At 70.5% G+C, this 15,707-nt stretch carries 13 protein-coding genes; 9 read left to right on the plus strand and 4 right to left on the minus strand.

The window, feature by feature from the left end:
• Nucleotides 1–160 precede the first annotated feature (160 nt).
• Complete coding sequence (gene ahcY, locus BLT28_RS32750; RefSeq protein ID WP_030426804.1) at nucleotides 161–1,624, plus strand: adenosylhomocysteinase; 1,464 nt, start codon at nucleotides 161–163, stop codon at nucleotides 1,622–1,624.
• A 190-nt stretch (nucleotides 1,625–1,814) separates the two neighbouring features.
• Here the strand turns inward: ahcY and BLT28_RS32755 are convergent, their stop codons facing one another.
• Nucleotides 1,815–2,642: a hypothetical protein gene (locus BLT28_RS32755; protein ID WP_030426803.1), complete on the minus strand. Its 828-nt coding sequence runs from the start codon at nucleotides 2,640–2,642 to the stop codon at nucleotides 1,815–1,817.
• Nucleotides 2,643–2,862: 220 nt separating this feature from the next.
• On the opposite strand from BLT28_RS32755, the gene BLT28_RS32760 reads away from it, so the two are divergent.
• The 7 genes from BLT28_RS32760 to secA all read left to right on the plus strand — a co-directional run bounded on the left by BLT28_RS32760 (nucleotide 2,863) and on the right by secA (nucleotide 13,176).
• Nucleotides 2,863–3,504 carry a dTMP kinase gene (locus BLT28_RS32760; RefSeq protein ID WP_030426802.1) on the plus strand — a complete coding sequence of 214 codons (642 nt, stop codon included), beginning with the start codon at nucleotides 2,863–2,865 and terminating at the stop codon, nucleotides 3,502–3,504.
• 468 nt (nucleotides 3,505–3,972) lie between these two features.
• Nucleotides 3,973–4,650, plus strand: a complete 678-nt coding sequence (mtrA, locus tag BLT28_RS32765) for an MtrAB system response regulator MtrA (protein ID WP_030426801.1) — start codon at nucleotides 3,973–3,975, stop codon at nucleotides 4,648–4,650.
• Nucleotides 4,651–4,687: 37 nt separating this feature from the next.
• Nucleotides 4,688–6,424: an MtrAB system histidine kinase MtrB gene (mtrB, locus tag BLT28_RS32770; RefSeq protein WP_052406758.1), complete on the plus strand. Its 1,737-nt coding sequence runs from the start codon at nucleotides 4,688–4,690 to the stop codon at nucleotides 6,422–6,424.
• The gene (locus tag BLT28_RS32775) at nucleotides 6,421–8,157 is read left to right on the plus strand and encodes an LpqB family beta-propeller domain-containing protein (protein WP_030426799.1); all 1,737 of its coding nucleotides are present in this window, start codon (nucleotides 6,421–6,423) and stop codon (nucleotides 8,155–8,157) included. The genes mtrB and BLT28_RS32775 overlap by 4 nt, the downstream gene beginning before the upstream one ends.
• A 186-nt stretch (nucleotides 8,158–8,343) precedes the next feature.
• On the plus strand, nucleotides 8,344–9,021 hold the full coding sequence (locus BLT28_RS32780) for a ComF family protein (protein ID WP_030426798.1): 678 nt from the start codon (nucleotides 8,344–8,346) through the stop codon (nucleotides 9,019–9,021).
• A gap of 441 nt (nucleotides 9,022–9,462) precedes the next feature.
• The gene (gene hpf / locus BLT28_RS32785; protein ID WP_030426797.1) at nucleotides 9,463–10,143 is read left to right on the plus strand and encodes a ribosome hibernation-promoting factor, HPF/YfiA family; all 681 of its coding nucleotides are present in this window, start codon (nucleotides 9,463–9,465) and stop codon (nucleotides 10,141–10,143) included.
• A gap of 186 nt (nucleotides 10,144–10,329) precedes the next feature.
• Nucleotides 10,330–13,176, plus strand: coding sequence for a preprotein translocase subunit SecA (gene secA, locus BLT28_RS32790; RefSeq protein ID WP_030426796.1), 2,847 nt, complete (start codon nucleotides 10,330–10,332; stop codon nucleotides 13,174–13,176).
• A 75-nt stretch (nucleotides 13,177–13,251) separates the two neighbouring features.
• Here secA and BLT28_RS32795 read toward each other — a convergent pair whose 3' ends face one another.
• Nucleotides 13,252–13,716: an Rv3235 family protein gene (locus BLT28_RS32795; RefSeq protein WP_052406757.1), complete on the minus strand. Its 465-nt coding sequence runs from the start codon at nucleotides 13,714–13,716 to the stop codon at nucleotides 13,252–13,254.
• Between the two features lie 100 nt (nucleotides 13,717–13,816).
• Between BLT28_RS32795 and BLT28_RS32800 the strand changes: the two genes are divergently transcribed.
• A complete protein-coding gene (locus BLT28_RS32800) occupies nucleotides 13,817–14,230 on the plus strand; it encodes an HAD-IA family hydrolase (protein ID WP_030426794.1) in 414 nt (137 codons plus the stop codon).
• Here the strand turns inward: BLT28_RS32800 and BLT28_RS32805 are convergent.
• Both BLT28_RS32805 and BLT28_RS32810 read right to left on the minus strand, forming a co-directional pair.
• Nucleotides 14,227–14,847: a hypothetical protein gene (locus BLT28_RS32805; protein ID WP_030426793.1), complete on the minus strand. Its 621-nt coding sequence runs from the start codon at nucleotides 14,845–14,847 to the stop codon at nucleotides 14,227–14,229. The two genes, BLT28_RS32800 and BLT28_RS32805, sit on opposite strands and share 4 nt — an antisense overlap.
• Before the next feature lie 26 nt (nucleotides 14,848–14,873).
• Entirely contained in the window at nucleotides 14,874–15,626 is a 753-nt protein-coding gene (locus BLT28_RS32810) for a TrmH family RNA methyltransferase (RefSeq protein ID WP_030426792.1), read from the minus strand.
• Between the last annotated feature and the right edge of the window lie 81 nt (nucleotides 15,627–15,707).

A 15,707-nucleotide genomic window follows, 5' to 3' on the forward strand; every position in this document is an offset into this window, starting at 1 on the left:
ACCATGGTGACCGGCCGACGCTCGCTGCGGTGAGCCCTTGTCGAGGTCGTGTCCCCTTCGTGCATCCTGCGACATCGGGAACGTGAATCCCGTTACCTGGGGCGCACGGCGTGGCTAACGGTAGGGTCTCGACTGAACATCCCACCTGGACGGAGCGATCATGACCGCCGAAAGGCTGCAGACCCGTAACGGCATCGACTTCGCCGTTGCCGACCTTTCGCTGGCCGAGTTCGGCCGCAAGGAGATCCGCCTCGCCGAGCACGAGATGCCCGGTCTGATGGCGCTCCGCCGGGAGTACTCCGAGGTCTACCCGCTGCGCGGGGCCCGGATCTCCGGCTCGTTGCACATGACCGTGCAGACCGCCGTGCTCATCGAGACGCTGGTCGCGCTCGGTGCCGAGGTCCGCTGGGCCTCCTGCAACATCTTCTCCACCCAGGACCACGCGGCGGCCGCCGTCGCGGTCGGCCCGCACGGCACCGAGGAGGAGCCGAAGGGCGTCCCGGTGTTCGCCTGGAAGGGCGAGACGCTGGAGGAGTACTGGTGGTGCACCGAGCAGATGCTGACCTGGCCGGACGGCAAGCTGCCCAACATGCTGCTCGACGACGGCGGTGACGCGACGCTGCTGGTGCACAAGGGCACCGAGTACGAGAAGGCGGGCGTCGTCCCGTCCGCCGAGGACGGCGACCCCGAGGAGTGGCAGGTCATCCTCGGCGTGCTCAAGGAGTCGCTGAACTCCTCCCCGGACAAGTGGACCAAGATCGGCAAGGAGATCCGCGGCGTCACCGAGGAGACCACCACCGGCGTGCTGCGGCTGTACCAGCTGGCCGCCGCGGGTGAGCTGCTCTTCCCGGCGATCAACGTCAACGACTCGGTCACCAAGTCGAAGTTCGACAACCGCTACGGCTGCCGCCACTCGCTGATCGACGGCATCAACCGCGCGACCGACGTCCTCATCGGCGGCAAGGTCGCGCTGGTCGCGGGCTACGGCGACGTGGGCAAGGGCTGCGCGGAGTCGCTGCGCGGCCAGGGCGCCCGCGTGATCATCGCCGAGATCGACCCGATCTGCGCGCTCCAGGCGCTGATGGACGGCTACCAGGTCGGCACCATCGACGACCTGGTCGACCAGGCCGACATCATCATCACCTCCACCGGCAACAAGGACGTGCTCCTCGTCGAGCACATGGAGCGGATGAAGCACCAGGCGATCGTCGGCAACATCGGCCACTTCGACAACGAGATCGACATGGCCGGCCTCGCCCGCTACCCGGGCGTCCGCCGCAACAACATCAAGCCGCAGGTCGACGAGTGGGTCTTCCCCTCGGGCCGGTCGATCATCGTGCTGTCCGAGGGCCGCCTGCTCAACCTGGGCAACGCCACCGGGCACCCGAGCTTCGTCATGTCGAACTCCTTCTCCAACCAGGTGATCGCGCAGATCGAGCTGTTCACCAAGGCCGAGGAGTACGACAAGGAGGTCTTCCGCCTCCCGAAGAAGCTGGACGAGAAGGTCGCGCGCATCCACGTGGAGGCGCTGGGCGGCAAGCTCACCAAGCTCACCAAGGAGCAGGCGGAGTACATCGACGTCGACGTCGAGGGCCCGTACAAGCCGGACCACTACCGCTACTGATCCCCAGCGGTCCCACGGCGGCCCGTCTCCCACGCGGAGGCGGGCCGCCGCTGTTTTCGTGCGCCTGTCGATCGAGGCGTTCCCGAGTCGTCGACGTGGACGAGCCGCATGGGGGCGGGACCCGCGCAGCTGTGAACTGCGAAATCATTGATGGGGGTGTCCATCGACCGGTGTAGCGCACGGGCCCGGGTCAGGCCGGGGTGTGCCCGTTCGACGGCGGCAGCTCGGCCGCGGCGGTGAACTCCTCCTCGAAGGCCGAGCTGAACCGGGCGTCCGCACCGCACAGGCGGGCGAAGACCTCGTCCATCGACGCGATCTCGTGGATCCGCTCCGGGTGGCGGTAGGCCCACCACACCCGCGCCGTGCGCACATCGGTGAAGGCGGTGGAGCGCAGGTGCTCCATCTCCTCCTTGTCGATCTTGCGGCGCAGTTCGCCGATCGCCTCGGCGCGGCGCAGCCGCTCGTACTCCTCGGTCGCCTCGATGTGCGCCTCGCTCGCGCTGAGGGTGACCTCGCCGACGACCGCGACGAGCTCGTCGAACTCGTGCCGCAGGCCGAGCCGCCGGTTGGCCTCGGCCTGCACGGCCTCGACCTGGGTGACCAGCGCGCACCGCGCCACCACCGCGACCAGTTCGGCGGCGCCCGCGCGCACCACCTCCTCCGGCCGGGAGTGGCGCAGGTGCTGGCCGGGAAGGGACTCCCAGCGCAGGGTGAAGCTCGCGTCGAACCACGTTCCGGGGACGAAGCTGGGCAGCCTGGTCGCCAGGGTGGTCACGTTCGGCTGCGCGGGCGGTCGCATCGTCTGCTGCGGGAACGGGTTCGGCTTGGCCTCCGGGACCGGCACCGGTTTGGCGGTGGCCGGTGCCGAGGAGGCCGTCTTCGCGGGTTTGTCGGCCGTCGCGGGTTTCGGGGCGGTCGCGGACGCGCTCGCCAGCGCCGCGGTCCTGGCCTGGATCAGGAAGTCCGAGCCGTACCGGCGGCGGGCGCGGAACAAGGCCCAGCGTTCGGACAGTCGCATCGTCGTGGTGCTCCGTAGGTCGGCGATGTGGTCAGCGGTGATGGCCCCGGAGGACCCACTGTCCTGGAACTCGCCCGCCGGCAGTACCTCCGACCAGGCGTTTGCCCCAGCACGAGGGGAATGCGATTCCTACCGCACGCCCCCGACAGGACGACAGTCGTTCGGCCGAATGCACCCCGTTGCCGCTGGTGGCGGCCGATGACGCGCTAGCGTGTGCGCCATGGGGCGGTTGATCGTCATCGAGGGCTTGGACGGCTCGGGCAAGCGCACGCTCACCGACGCGCTGACCAGGGAGCTGGCCGACCGCGGGCTCACCACGACGCGCTGGGCGTTCCCGCGCTACGGCGAGAGCGTGCACGCGGACCTGATCAGCGACGCCATGCACAACCGCCTCGGCCCGCTGGTGGACACCGTCTACGGCATGGCCGTGCTCTACGCGCTGGACCGCCAAGGCGCGGCCGCGGGCATCCGCGCCGACCTGGAGAAGTTCGACATCGTGCTGATCGACCGCTACCTCGCGTCCAACGCGGCGTACTGCGCGGCGCGGCTGCACGAGGACGCCCACGGCGACATGGTGCGCTGGGTGCGCGAGGTCGAGCTGGGCCGCTTCGACCTGCCCGTTCCGGACGCGCACCTGCTGCTGCGGGTCCCGGTCGAGGTCGCAGCCGCCCGCACCGCGCACCGCGCGGGCACCGAGGCCGGGCGCGAGCGCGACTCCTACGAGACCGACGGCGGGCTGCAGGCCCGCTGCGCCAAGGTCTACGAGCAGCTGGCCGAGCAGAACTGGGTCAGCCCGTGGCACGTCGTGGACGGTTCCGACGCCGTCGACGCCGCCGCGCTCGCGGACCTCGTCCTCGGCTGACCCTCCGTGGGTCGTTCGACCCGCACCCTAGGTCACGGATCGGTTCCAGGGGCGAACAAACCCGAATCGTGACCGTTCACCGGCTGAGGGACCTCTCCCCGGGTCTCGAGTTGATCACTTCGCGATGCCGGATTCGCTGGTAGGACCCCGAATTCCGGCCATGATCGCTAGCTTTGACGAGTCCCCGCCCGGCGGCGGCCGGACCGGGGGGAACCCGGTTCGGACTCCTCGTCCCCCGGTCTCGGTTTGACAAAGTTGACTGGAGTTGATCGCGAATCAGTAACGTCTAGAGGGATCACACCGCTGTACCGGTCGAACGGCAGCGGCGCCGTGGGGGCGAGGAGGCTGGCAATGGTCCAGATCGACAGGCAGCAGCACATGGGAGTCGGCACACCGGCGGTGCCCGCGAACCAGAATGGTCACCGGGCGGTTCGAGGGCGTCCGGCGGGCAGTGCGAACATGTGGCCCATGAAGGCACGCGTACTGGTGGTGGACGACGACCCAGCGCTGGCGGAGATGCTCACGATCGTGCTCCGCGGCGAGGGCTTCGACACCGCGGTGGTGGGCGACGGCACCCGGGCGCTCCCCGCGCTCAGGGAACTCAAGCCGGACCTCGTCCTGCTCGACCTCATGCTCCCCGGGATGAACGGGATCGACGTCTGCAAGGCGATCCGGTCCGAGTCCGGTGTGCCCATCGTCATGCTCACGGCCAAGAGCGACACCGTGGACGTGGTGCTGGGGCTGGAGTCCGGAGCCGACGACTACGTCGTCAAGCCGTTCAAGCCGAAGGAACTGGTCGCGCGCATCCGCGCCCGCCTGCGGCGCACCGAGTCCGAGCCCGCAGAGATGCTCGGCATCGGCGACCTGACCATCGACGTCCCCGGCCACGAGGTCACCAGGGACGGCGTGGCGATCCAGCTGACCCCGCTCGAGTTCGACCTGCTGGTCGCGCTCGCCCGCAAGCCCCGCCAGGTGTTCACCCGCGAGGTGCTGCTGGAGCAGGTGTGGGGCTACCGCCACGCGGCGGACACGCGGCTGGTCAACGTCCACGTGCAGCGGCTGCGGTCCAAGGTCGAGCGTGACCCGGAGCACCCCGAGGTGGTGCTGACCGTGCGCGGCGTCGGGTACAAGGCCGGTCCTCCATGATCGTTGTGTGTCGGGCCGTCCCTGGCGGACGGTGGGGATGAGGCCGGGCGCCCAGCACGCTCGCACGCTCGCGCACCGGGGCAGGCGCCTCGGTGCCGACCTGCGGCGCCGCTGGGCGGGCCTCGGCGCCCTGTGGCGCCGGTCGTTGCAGCTGCGGATCGTGGTCAGCACGCTCGCGCTGTCCTCGTCCGTGGTGTTCGTGCTGGGCATGGTGCTGCAGACGCAGATCACCTCCAAGCTGCTCGAAGAGAAGCACAGCGCGGTCTACATCCAGAACGAGATCAGCGTGAAGAAGGTCGAGCGCGAACTGCTCGGCGTCGACCCGGTCTCGGAGAACCTGCAGAGCAAGTTCGCCAGCGCCCTCGCCACGCTGACCGCCGCCCCCGGCGCGCACGAGGGCGCGAACAACCACACCGAGGCCGGTGCGTTCACGCCCGTGCTGATCGACGGCAGGGCCGCCGACCCGATCACCAGGACCACCTCCAGCGTCGGGCCCTTCCACGAGGTGCCCGAGGACCTGCGCAAGATGGTCGAGGCCGGGGACTGGGGCAGCCAGAACACCACGGTCACCAGGGAGTCCGGCCGGACCCCGATCTACGTCATCGGCGCCCCGGTGCGCACCGCAGGCCGTGCCGTGCAGCTCTACCTGATCTTCCCGCTGACCGCGGAACAGCGCACCGTCGACGTCGTCCAGAGCACGTTGTTCGTCGGCGGACTGGTGCTGCTGTTGCTGCTCGCGGGCATCGCCAACCTGGTCACCAGGCAGGTCGTGCACCCGGTGCGGCAGGCCGCCGAGATCGCCGAGCGCTTCGCCGACGGCAACCTGGAAGAACGCATGTCGGCGGTGGGCGAGGACGACGTCGCCAGGCTCGCCGAGTCGTTCAACGAGATGGCGGGCAGCATCCAGAGCCAGATCCAGCAGCTGGAGGAGTTCGGCACCCTGCAGCGCCGGTTCACCTCCGACGTCTCGCACGAGCTGCGCACCCCGCTGACCACCGTGCGAATGGCCGCCGACGTCCTGCACGCCTCCCGTGAGCAGTTCCCAGCCGGGCTGGCCCGCTCCACCGAGCTGCTGGTCAACGAGCTCGACCGGTTCGAGGTGCTGCTCGCCGACCTGCTGGAGATCAGCAGGCTCGACGCGGGCGTCGCCGACCTGTCCGTGGAGAGCGTGGACGTGCGCTCGCTCGTCGACCGGTCGATGGCCGCCGTCCGGGTGATCGCGCTCAACGCGGGCGTCGCGGTCCAGGTGCACATGCCCCAGACCGAGGTGGTCGCGGACATCGATTTCCGCCGGGTGGAGCGGATCCTGCGCAACCTGCTGGCCAACGCGGTCGACCACAGCGAGGGGCGCCCGATCGAGGTGCGGGTGGCCGAGGACCCCGAAGCCGTCGCGGTGACCGTGCGGGACCACGGCGTCGGCCTGCGGCCGGGCCAGGAGGAGCTGGTCTTCACCCGGTTCTGGCGCGCCGATCCCTCGCGCAACCGGCAGACCGGCGGTACCGGGCTCGGGCTGGCGATCAGCCTGGAGGACGCGCGGCTGCACGGCGGCTGGCTGGACGCCTGGGGCGAGGTCGGTCGCGGCGCCTGCTTCCGGCTGACGCTGCCGAAGCGGCCCGGCATCGAGCTGACCGGCAGTCCGCTTCCGCTGAACCCCACCGGCAACCACGGGCTGCCGCCGCTGGTCACGGCGTTGCCCGCACCGTCGGAGCAGGAGCAGGAACCGCAACGGCAGACCGTGGGCGCGGGAGCACAGCACCAGGAGGAAGAGCTGTGAGGTTCCGGGGTCGTGTCGCCGCGCTCTGCCTGGCCCTGGCCGGCGTCCTGCTGCTCAACGGCTGCGCCTCCATCCCCGAGTCCGGCGCGCCCAAGAAGCTGCGCCCCGGCCCGGACCTGGGCCAGGGGACCGAGGCGGTCCGGCCCGACCGCGGGCTCACCCCGCTCGGCCTCGTCCGCAACTTCGTCAAGGCGTCGGCGAACTCCGAGCAGCTGCACGCCGCCGCCCGGCTCTACCTCACCGAGCAGGCGAGCCGGTCCTGGGACGACCGCAGCCTGCACCGGGTGATCGCCGACGACTTCGACACCATCCCGCGCCCGGTGCTCGGCCCCAACGGCGAGGTGAAGCCGAACGAGCAGATCGTCGTCGTGCGCGGCACCCAGTTCGGCCGCGTGGACTTCGACGCCTCGTTCGTCCCGGAGACCAAGGCCATCGAGACGGAGCTGCGGGTCGAGAAGCAGCCCAACGGCGACTGGCGGATCGCCGACCCGCCGCAGGGCGTCGTGGTCACGTTCACCAGCTTCAAGGAGAACTACAAGCAGGTCCGGGTCTACTTCTCCGATCCGAACCACCGCACGGTCGTCCCGGACCTGCGGTACGTGCCGATGCTCCCGGCGCGCGCGGTGCCGGACAAGGTCCTCGACGCGTTGCTGCTCGGCCCGTCCGCGGCCCTGCGCGGTTCGGTCACCAGCGTGATCCCGCAGAACACCGCCCTGGCGAGCAACGTCAGCGAGAGCGCGGACGGTGCGCTCCAGGTGAACCTCGGCAAGCTCGGTGACATGACCACGCCGGACCGCCGGGTGATCGCCGCCCAGGTGGTGCTGTCCCTGCGCGGCGTCACCAACAGCCGGATCAAGCTCTACGCCGACGGCCAGCCGCTGGTGCCGGACAAGCTCGAATGGCGGCCCGCCGACGTCGCGACCTTCGAGGCGCACCTCGGCCCCAGCCCGGAACTGGCCGGTATGTACGTCTCCTCGGGGAAGCTGCGCTCGCTCAAGGACGAATCGCTCGTCGCGGCCGCCGCGGACGTCAACGTGGTGTCGGCGGCGCAGTCCAAGCAGGGCGACCTGCTCGCCGTCGTCGCCCGCCACGGCACCGGCGTGCAGCTGCGGGTGGGCCCGACCAACGGCCCGCTGCGCGAGGTCCCGCTGCGGCAGTCGGGACGGCTGACCCGGCCGACCTGGATGCCGGACGCGCCGGAGATGTGGACCGTGCTGGACCAGAGCACCGTGGTCCGCGTCGTCGACACGACCGGCCGCGGCATCTGGAGCTCCACCAGGGTCAACGCCGACGAGCTGACCCGCTTCGGGCCGATCACGGAGCTGCGGCTGTCCCGGGACGGGCTGCGGGTGGCCGCGATCGCCGGTGGCCGCGTCGTCGTCGGCACCGTCGCCGAGCAGGGCGGTGAGCGCAGCGTCCGCGCCACCCAGGTGCTCGGCTTCAACCGGCTGGCCAACCCGGTCGCGGTGGAGTGGCCCCTGCCGGACGCGTTGGTCGTCGCCACGACCAACGCGACGACCCCGGTGGCCAGGATCGGTGTGGACGGCCTGGTGGTGGAGTCCTACCTCAGCTCCAACCTGACGCCGCCGGTGCACGCGATCGCCGCGGCGCCGAGCCGTCCGGTGATCGTCTCCGACAGCGGCGGGCTGTGGAAGGTCACCGAGTCCAGCGAGGTCTGGCAGCCGCTGCCGTTCAACCCCGGCCCCAACGCGGTGCCGTTCTACCCGGGCTGACCAGCCGGGAACACCACCCGGGTGGCCTAGTCAGATCCGGCGGGTCCGTGCCGATACGGAGGAGGAACCCCACCCCTCCTCGTTTCCCCCGCGCGGGTAGCGCCTCGCACCGGACGCGTGAAACGAACTCCACCCACGGTATCGCTCCTCCTCGACGCCCCGGAGTGACGGCGGCACGGTGGGGACGTGGTCCCAGCACTGCTCGACCTGCTCATGCCCGCCCACTGCGTCTGCGGCGCACCGGGCGGCGCGCTGTGCCGCCCGTGCCGCGCCGAGTTCGCCCGGCCGCGCCGGGTCCACCGTCCCGCCCTCGCGGCGGGGCCACCGGTCCACGCCCTCGGCGGTCACGCCGGGGTCGCCCGAGAGGCCGTGCTGGCCGCCAAACTGGGCGGCCGGCGCGACCTCGCCCGGCCACTCGGGTCCTGTCTCGCCGCCGCGCTGCCCCGGTTGCTCGTCCCGGAGCCGCGGCCGCACTCCGCCGTCCCAGCGCTCTGGTTGGTCCCCGTGCCCTCGCTCGCCGCCACCGCCCGCCGCCGAGGCGGGCAGCACATGCGCCGCATCGCCCGGCACTGCGCGCTCGCGCTCCGCGCGGGCGGCCGTCCCGCCGTGCTCTCCCCGTCGCTCCGCCTCGCGCGGGGTGCGCGGGACGCCGTCGGGCTGACCGCCGCCGAGCGCGCGGCGAACCTGCGCGGCCACGTGCTGACCCGTCGCGACGCGCTGCCACCAGCCGCTGCTCCGGTCGTGTTGCTCGACGACGTCGTCACCACCGGCGCCACGCTGTCCGCGTGCTCCGCCGTGCTCGCCGGAGCCGGTGCGCGGCCCGCGCTCGCGCTCGTGCTGACCGAGGCGGGGCGCCATGGGTGAACCTGAGATTTCCCTGGGATTCCGGGCGCCGGGGAACCTCGCGGAGGGCGAGCCTCGTTGGCCGGGTATGAGGCATCGGGTGATCCCGAATGAGCTACCGAGCGCGTTGACCACAGCGTGTGTTCGGCTGCTGCATCAGGGTGAACACGCACCCCGATGGCCCGAGCTACCTGCGATCTTGGGCGCGGGGGTCGTCAGGGGCTCGACCTCTGTCTGGTTGCGGAAAGTAACTGCACTCGGCGCATTGACATCCCCCGTCCTGGGGGGTGTTGTGACCGAACAAGCCGGGATAGCGTGCTCGGCTATCAGCAACTCCGGGCGTTGTTTGGAGGCCAATCCCCACGACTGAAGGCGCCGGAGGCAGGCTGAGACCCCCTCCGTACGGCGCCGCAGCGATACCTTTGCTGATACACCGCGCATGACGCGATGGGAGGTCCGTGTATGGACATCGTCGTTAAGGGCCGCAACGTCGAGGTGCCCGATCACTATCGAGTGCACGTCGGCGAGAAGCTGGCCCGGTTGGAGCGGTACGACCGCAAGGTCGTCCGCTTCGATGTCGAGCTTTTTCACGAGCCTAACCGCAGGCAGATGAAGAACTGCCAGCGGGTCGAGATCACCGGCAAGGGGCGGGGCCCCGTCGTCCGCGCGGAAGCGTGCGCCGGTGACTTCTACGCGGCGCTCGACGTCGCGGTCAACAAGCTGGAAGCCAGGCTCCGCAGGGCGCACGACCGCCGTCGGGTGCACCGCGGGAGGCACGCGCCCACGTCCGTCGCCCAGGCCACCGCAGCCAGCGCCGCTCAGCTGCTCAACGACTACGACACCTCGTCCATGCAGGCCCAGCGCGGCCGCACCGCCGTACTGGAGACCACCGCCTACGCAGCAGAACCCCACGTCGCCGAGGTTCCCGAACAGCGGTGGGACGACGGACTCGAGGAGAAGCTCCCGGGCCGGGTCGTGCGGGAGAAGGAGCACCCCGCCAAGCCCATGACAGTCGACCAGGCACTCTACGAAATGGAGCTCGTCGGACACGACTTCTACCTCTTCCACTGCGCCGATTCCGGACGACCGACGGTCGTGTACCGGCGCAAGGGCTTCGACTACGGAGTCATCAGGCTCGCCTAGTTCGGACTGGGTGAATGGCCGGCGGCCCCCGTGCGACCCAAGCGCACGGGGGCCGCCGGCCGTATTTCGTCCGTTTTCCACGGGCTGGGGTCATCTCTTCGCGGTGGCGGTCCGCGCGCCTCTACGATGGGTGGCTGAAGGCGTCCGTGTCGGGCGCAACCGATCAGGTAGTGAGGTCGACCCCGCATGGTCCTGTCGCGACTGCTCCGCACCGGCGAGAACAAGATCGTCAAGCGTCTGCGTGCCATTGCGACGCACGTGAACTCCATCGAGGACGACTACGTCGAACTCTCCGACGGTGAGCTGCGCGCGAAAACAGACGAGTTCCGCAAGCGCTACGCGGACGGCGAGGACCTCGACGACCTCCTCCCGGAGGCGTTCGCGGTGGCCCGCGAGGCCGCCAAGCGCGTGCTCGGCCAGCGCCACTACGACGTGCAGATCATGGGCGGCGCCGCGCTGCACCTCGGCCAGATCGCGGAGATGAAGACCGGTGAGGGCAAGACCCTGACCTGTGTGCTGCCGTGCTACCTCAACGCGCTCACCGGTGAGGGCGTGCACGTGGTCACCGTCAACGACTACCTGGTCAAGCGCGATGCCGACGAGATGGGGCAGATCCACCGCTTCCTCGGTCTGGAGGTCGGCGTGATCCTGTCGTCGATGTCGCCGGAGGAACGCAGGGCGGCGTACAACGCCGACATCACCTACGGCACGAACAACGAGATGGGCTTCGACTACCTGCGCGACAACATGGCGTGGAGCCTGGACGAGTGCGTGCAGCGCGGCCACAACTACGCCGTGGTCGACGAGGTGGACTCGATCCTCATCGACGAGGCCCGCACCCCGTTGATCATCTCTGGCCCCGCCGACCAGTCCTCGCGGTGGTACCAGGAGTTCGCCCGCCTGTCGCCGATGCTGAAGAAGGACGTCCACTACGAGGTCGACGAGCGCAAGCGCACCGTCGGCGTCACCGAGGAGGGCGTCGCGCTGGTCGAGGACCAGCTCGGCATCGACAACCTCTACGAGGCCGCCAACACCCCGCTCGTCGGTTACCTGAACAACGCCATCAAGGCCAAGGAGTTGTTCAAGAAGGACAAGGACTACATCGTCCGCCAGGGCGAGGTCATGATCGTCGACGAGTTCACCGGCCGCGTGCTCGCCGGGCGCCGCTACAACGAGGGCATGCACCAGGCGATCGAGGCCAAGGAAGGCGTCGAGATCAAGGCGGAGAACCAGACGCTGGCCACGATCACGCTGCAGAACTACTTCCGGCTCTACAAGAAGCTCTCCGGGATGACCGGTACCGCCGAGACCGAGGCGGCCGAGCTGCACCAGATCTACAAGCTGGGCGTGGTGCCGATCCCGACCAACCGGCCGATGATCCGCAAGGACCATGCCGACCTGATCTACAAGTCGGAGCAGGCCAAGTTCGAGGCCGTCGCCGACGACATCGCCGAGCGGCACGAGAAGGGCCAGCCGGTCCTGATCGGCACCACCAGCGTGGAGCGCTCGGAGTACCTGTCGAAGCTGCTGGTCAAGCGCGGTATCCCGCACGAGGTGCTCAACGCCAAGCACCACGAGCGCGAGGCGCTGATCATCGCGATGGCCGGCCGCAAGGGCGGGGTCACCGTGGCCACCAACATGGCCGGCCGTGGTACCGACATCAAGCTGGGCGGCAACCCGGAGTTCCTGGCCGAGGAGGAGATGCGCAAGCGCGAGCCCGAGCTGGCCCGGCGCGAGGCGCAGCTGCGCAAGAGCTTCGCCCAGGGGCAGCCGCGCGGGGTCACCGACGCCTCCGCGGAGTGGGAGGCCGCGCGGGCGAAGCTGCACGCGGACTTCTACGAAGAGGTGCTGGCCGAGGTCAAGGCGACGATCAAGGCCGAGGCCGACGAGGTCCGCGACGCCGGTGGCCTGTACGTGCTGGGCACCGAGCGGCACGAGTCCCGCCGCATCGACAACCAGCTGCGCGGCCGCTCCGGCCGTCAGGGCGACCCGGGTGAGTCGCGGTTCTACCTCTCCCTCGGTGACGAGCTGATGCGGCGGTTCAACGCCGCCATGGTCGAGGCCGTGATGACCCGTCTGCGGGTGCCGGACGACGTGCCGATCGAGCACAAGATGGTCACCCGCGCGATCCGCAGCGCCCAGACCCAGGTCGAGCAGCAGAACTTCGAGATCCGCAAGAACGTCCTCAAGTACGACGAGGTGATGAACCTCCAGCGCAAGGTGATCTACGCCGAGCGCCGCCGCGTGCTGGAGGGCGAGGACCTGCGCGAGCAGGTCGAGCACATGATCCGCGACGTGATCACCGCCTACGTGCAGGGCGCGACCGCGGACGGCTACGCCGAGGACTGGGACCTCGAACAGCTCTGGACCGCGCTCAAGACGCTCTACCCGGTCGGGCTGGACTGGCGGACCGTGGTCGAGGAGACCGACGACCTCAGCCCGGAGCGCCTGCTGGAGCTGTTGCTCGACGACGGCCAGGCCGCCTATGCCCGGCGCGAGGCGGAGATCGACGGCCTCGCCGGTGAGGGCGCCATGCGCGAGCTGGAGCGCCGGGTCGTGCTGTCGGTGCTGGACCGCAAGTGGCGCGAGCACCTCTACGAGATGGACTACCTCAAGGAGGGCATCGGCCTGCGCGCGATGGCCCAGCGCGACCCGCTGATCGAGTACCAGCGCGAGGGCTTCGACATGTTCAACGCCATGCTCGACGCGCTCAAGGAGGAGTCGGTCGGCTTCCTGTTCAACCTCCAGGTGGAGGTGCCGGACCAGCCGGAGCAGCCCGCCGCCCCGGCCCCGGACATGGAGGCCACCACGGTCATCCCGCGGATCGAGGAGGAGATCCCGCCCGCGCTGCGCGGCAAGGGCCTCGACGGCCACTCCCCGCAGAACCTGATGTTCTCCGGTCCCTCGGAGGACGGCGGGGTCGCCAGCCGCGGCAACGCCGACGCCGGCGACGGCGACCCCGGTGGCACCCGCCGTGAGCGCCGTGCCGCCGAGCGCGCCGCGAAGAAGGAGAAGAAGCGCCCGCGCCGCTGACCCTTCTGCTCCAGCACGTCCGACGCCCGCCCTCCCCACCAGGAGGGCGGGCGTTGTTCTTCCGCGCGGAAGGGATCAGAGGATGGCGAAAACGGTGCAGAGCCAGCCACGCGGAGTGGACTCGATGCGGGCGGTGACCGCGCGGACGCGGCGGCCGAGGGTGACGGTGCCGCTGGCCTCGATCACGCCCTCCGCCGGCTCGCACACGTGGATGGTGCGCAGGCGGTGGGTGTGGCCGGGCCGGGCGCGGCGCAGCTGGGCGGCCAAGCGGCGGTGCACCGACTCGCTCAGCTTGGTGTGCAGGAGCTGACGGAGCGGTCGGCGCCCGTCCAACGCCTCCAGGACAGTGGTGACGAGGCGCCCGGCCGCGGCGTGCAACCGCAGTTGCCGTGCGGCGAGCGGGTCGGAGCTCGAACGGTGGTGCTGCTGCGTGAGGTCGAGCTCCAGCATCAGCTGGTCGAGCGGCCACAGCGGTGGCTCGGGTGGCTCCTCCGGTTCCGGTGCGGCGAGGTACGCGGGCAAGCGCAGAACGACAGCCATGACTTCCCCCAGGTTCTGTGTCCCCACAGCAACAGAGGGGCGAGCCGGCGAATCCGGTCAGTTCTCGCCGTAACGGGTGAAGGTGACCTAGGGTCCGGGAATGCGTTTGGCTGGTCTTGTCGTGGACTACGGCGGCGTGCTCACCGACTGGGGTCCGGAGCCCGGGGACGAGCCGCCGTTGCTCGACGTGCTCCGCCAGGCGCGGCGGCACGGACTGCGCACGGCGCTGCTGTCCAATGCGGACGGACCGGGGCCCGCGCCGGACAGCGCCTTCGGATCGCTGTTCGACGTGATGGTGCTCTCCGGCGAGGTCGGCATGGCCAAGCCGGACGAGCGGATCTACCGGCTCGTCGCGGACCGGCTCGGACTGGCGACCGAGGGCTGCGTGTTCGTCGACGACCTCGCGGGCAACGTGCGCGGGGCCGCGGCGGCGGGGATGGTCGGCGTGCACCACACCTCGGTCTCGGCGACGATCACCGAACTGGAAGCGCTCTTCGAGGTGAAGCTGGCTTAGGCGGGCGCCTTCGCGACCAGCGCGGTACCGGCGACGATCCAGCGCGGCTCATCGGGGACGCCCTCGCCGACGTGGATCTCCAGCAGGTACTTCTCGGTGGCCACGTACATGTCGCCACCGGGCGCACCGAGCGCGGCCGGGACCGTGACGGCGCCGAGGCCGATGTCGGTCAGCAGCTTGCTGCCCGGGGTGTTCTTGTTGGCCCGCTGCACCAGCTCGCTCGGGTGCTGGCCGGTGGTGCCGTAGACGTTGATCCAGTTCTTCGGCAGCCCGGAGGCCTCGGTCGGGTAGAAGCAGCTGCGCTTCTGGCCCTCGGGGCCCAGGTCCAGCTGGGTGTTCCGGCCGGGGGAGACCGGCTGGCCGACCAGCGCGGAGAACTCGGCCGCGGTCAGCAGGCACTCGTCCTCGACGACGCCGGTGATCAACGGGGCGCCGGAGGTGGTGGGCACCGGGTCGACCTCGGTCCCGCTCGCCGGTGGCCTGGTCAGCTCCAGCGACGGCACCGGGCGCTCCGGTTTCGGCGGGGCGGCGCCGTCGGCGTTCTTCGTGCACCCGGTCAGCAGGAGCGCGGCCACCGCCAGAGCGGCGGTGATCCGGCCACGGCGGTCTGCTCGCACGGGACCCAAGTTAGTGCACCGGCGGTTCAGCGGCCTCTGCGCACCAGCTCGAAGCACAGGACCGCGGCGGCGCTCGCGACGTTGAGCGATTCCACGCCGCCCGCCATCGGGATGGACACCCAGCTCGTGACGTGCTCGCGGACCTCGGCGGAGACACCGTCGGTCTCACCGCCGAGCACGAACGCGGCGCGGCCGGGGATCTTCGCCTCGAACAGCGTCGTGCGGCTCGTCCCGTCCATCCCGATCACGGTGTAGCCCGCCGAGCGCAGGTCGTGCACCGCCTCGCCCGCGGTGGCGCAGCGCAGCATCGGCGCGTGGAAGGCCACTCCGGCGGACGCCTTCACCACGAGCGGGTCGATGCTCGCGACCCCGCGCCGCGGAACGACGATCCCGCCGATCCCGGCTGCCGTCGCGGTGCGCAGGATCATCCCGACGTTGGCGGGCGTGGTGATCCCGTCCAGCACCAGCACCGAGGACGGCAGCGTCCGCCCGGACAGCGCGGCGTCGAGCGTGCGCATCTTCGGCGCCACCACGTCGGCGAGCACGCCCTGGTCGTGGCGCCCGTTCCCGGCGAGCACCTTGACCCGGTGCGCGGTCGCACGCTGCACCTGCACACCGCGGCGCCGGGCCGCGTCGAGGATTTCGTGCGCCGCGGCGCCCCGGGCGTTCTCGGCGAGGATCACCTTGTCCACGGCGAGCTGGTCGTCGGCGAGCGCCTCCAGCACCGGCTTGCGGCCGTAGACGGTGACGAATCGGTCCTTCGGCGACACCTGCTCCACGCGGTCAGCATCCCATGCCGCATAAGTGACTCGTTTCCCGCGACATCTCGTACGGGGCGCGCGCTGTGTCAGGATCGACCG

Source organism: Allokutzneria albata (assembly GCF_900103775.1).
Classification (GTDB): Bacteria; Actinomycetota; Actinomycetes; order Mycobacteriales; family Pseudonocardiaceae; genus Allokutzneria; species Allokutzneria albata.

Excerpts from the sequence above, each read along its gene's own strand:
- BLT28_RS32760 (WP_030426802.1), top strand. The coding sequence starts at position 2,863 with ATGGGGCGGTTGATCGTCATCGAGGGCTTGGACGGCTCGGGCAAGCGC.
- BLT28_RS32795 (WP_052406757.1), bottom strand. The coding sequence starts at position 13,716 with ATGGCTGTCGTTCTGCGCTTGCCCGCGTACCTCGCCGCACCGGAACCG.
- BLT28_RS32755 (WP_030426803.1), bottom strand. The coding sequence starts at position 2,642 with ATGCGACTGTCCGAACGCTGGGCCTTGTTCCGCGCCCGCCGCCGGTAC.
- ahcY (WP_030426804.1), top strand. The coding sequence starts at position 161 with ATGACCGCCGAAAGGCTGCAGACCCGTAACGGCATCGACTTCGCCGTT.
- mtrB (WP_052406758.1), top strand. The coding sequence starts at position 4,688 with ATGAGGCCGGGCGCCCAGCACGCTCGCACGCTCGCGCACCGGGGCAGG.
- mtrA (WP_030426801.1), top strand. The coding sequence starts at position 3,973 with ATGAAGGCACGCGTACTGGTGGTGGACGACGACCCAGCGCTGGCGGAG.
- secA (WP_030426796.1), top strand. The coding sequence starts at position 10,330 with ATGGTCCTGTCGCGACTGCTCCGCACCGGCGAGAACAAGATCGTCAAG.
- hpf (WP_030426797.1), top strand. The coding sequence starts at position 9,463 with ATGGACATCGTCGTTAAGGGCCGCAACGTCGAGGTGCCCGATCACTAT.
- BLT28_RS32800 (WP_030426794.1), top strand. The coding sequence starts at position 13,817 with ATGCGTTTGGCTGGTCTTGTCGTGGACTACGGCGGCGTGCTCACCGAC.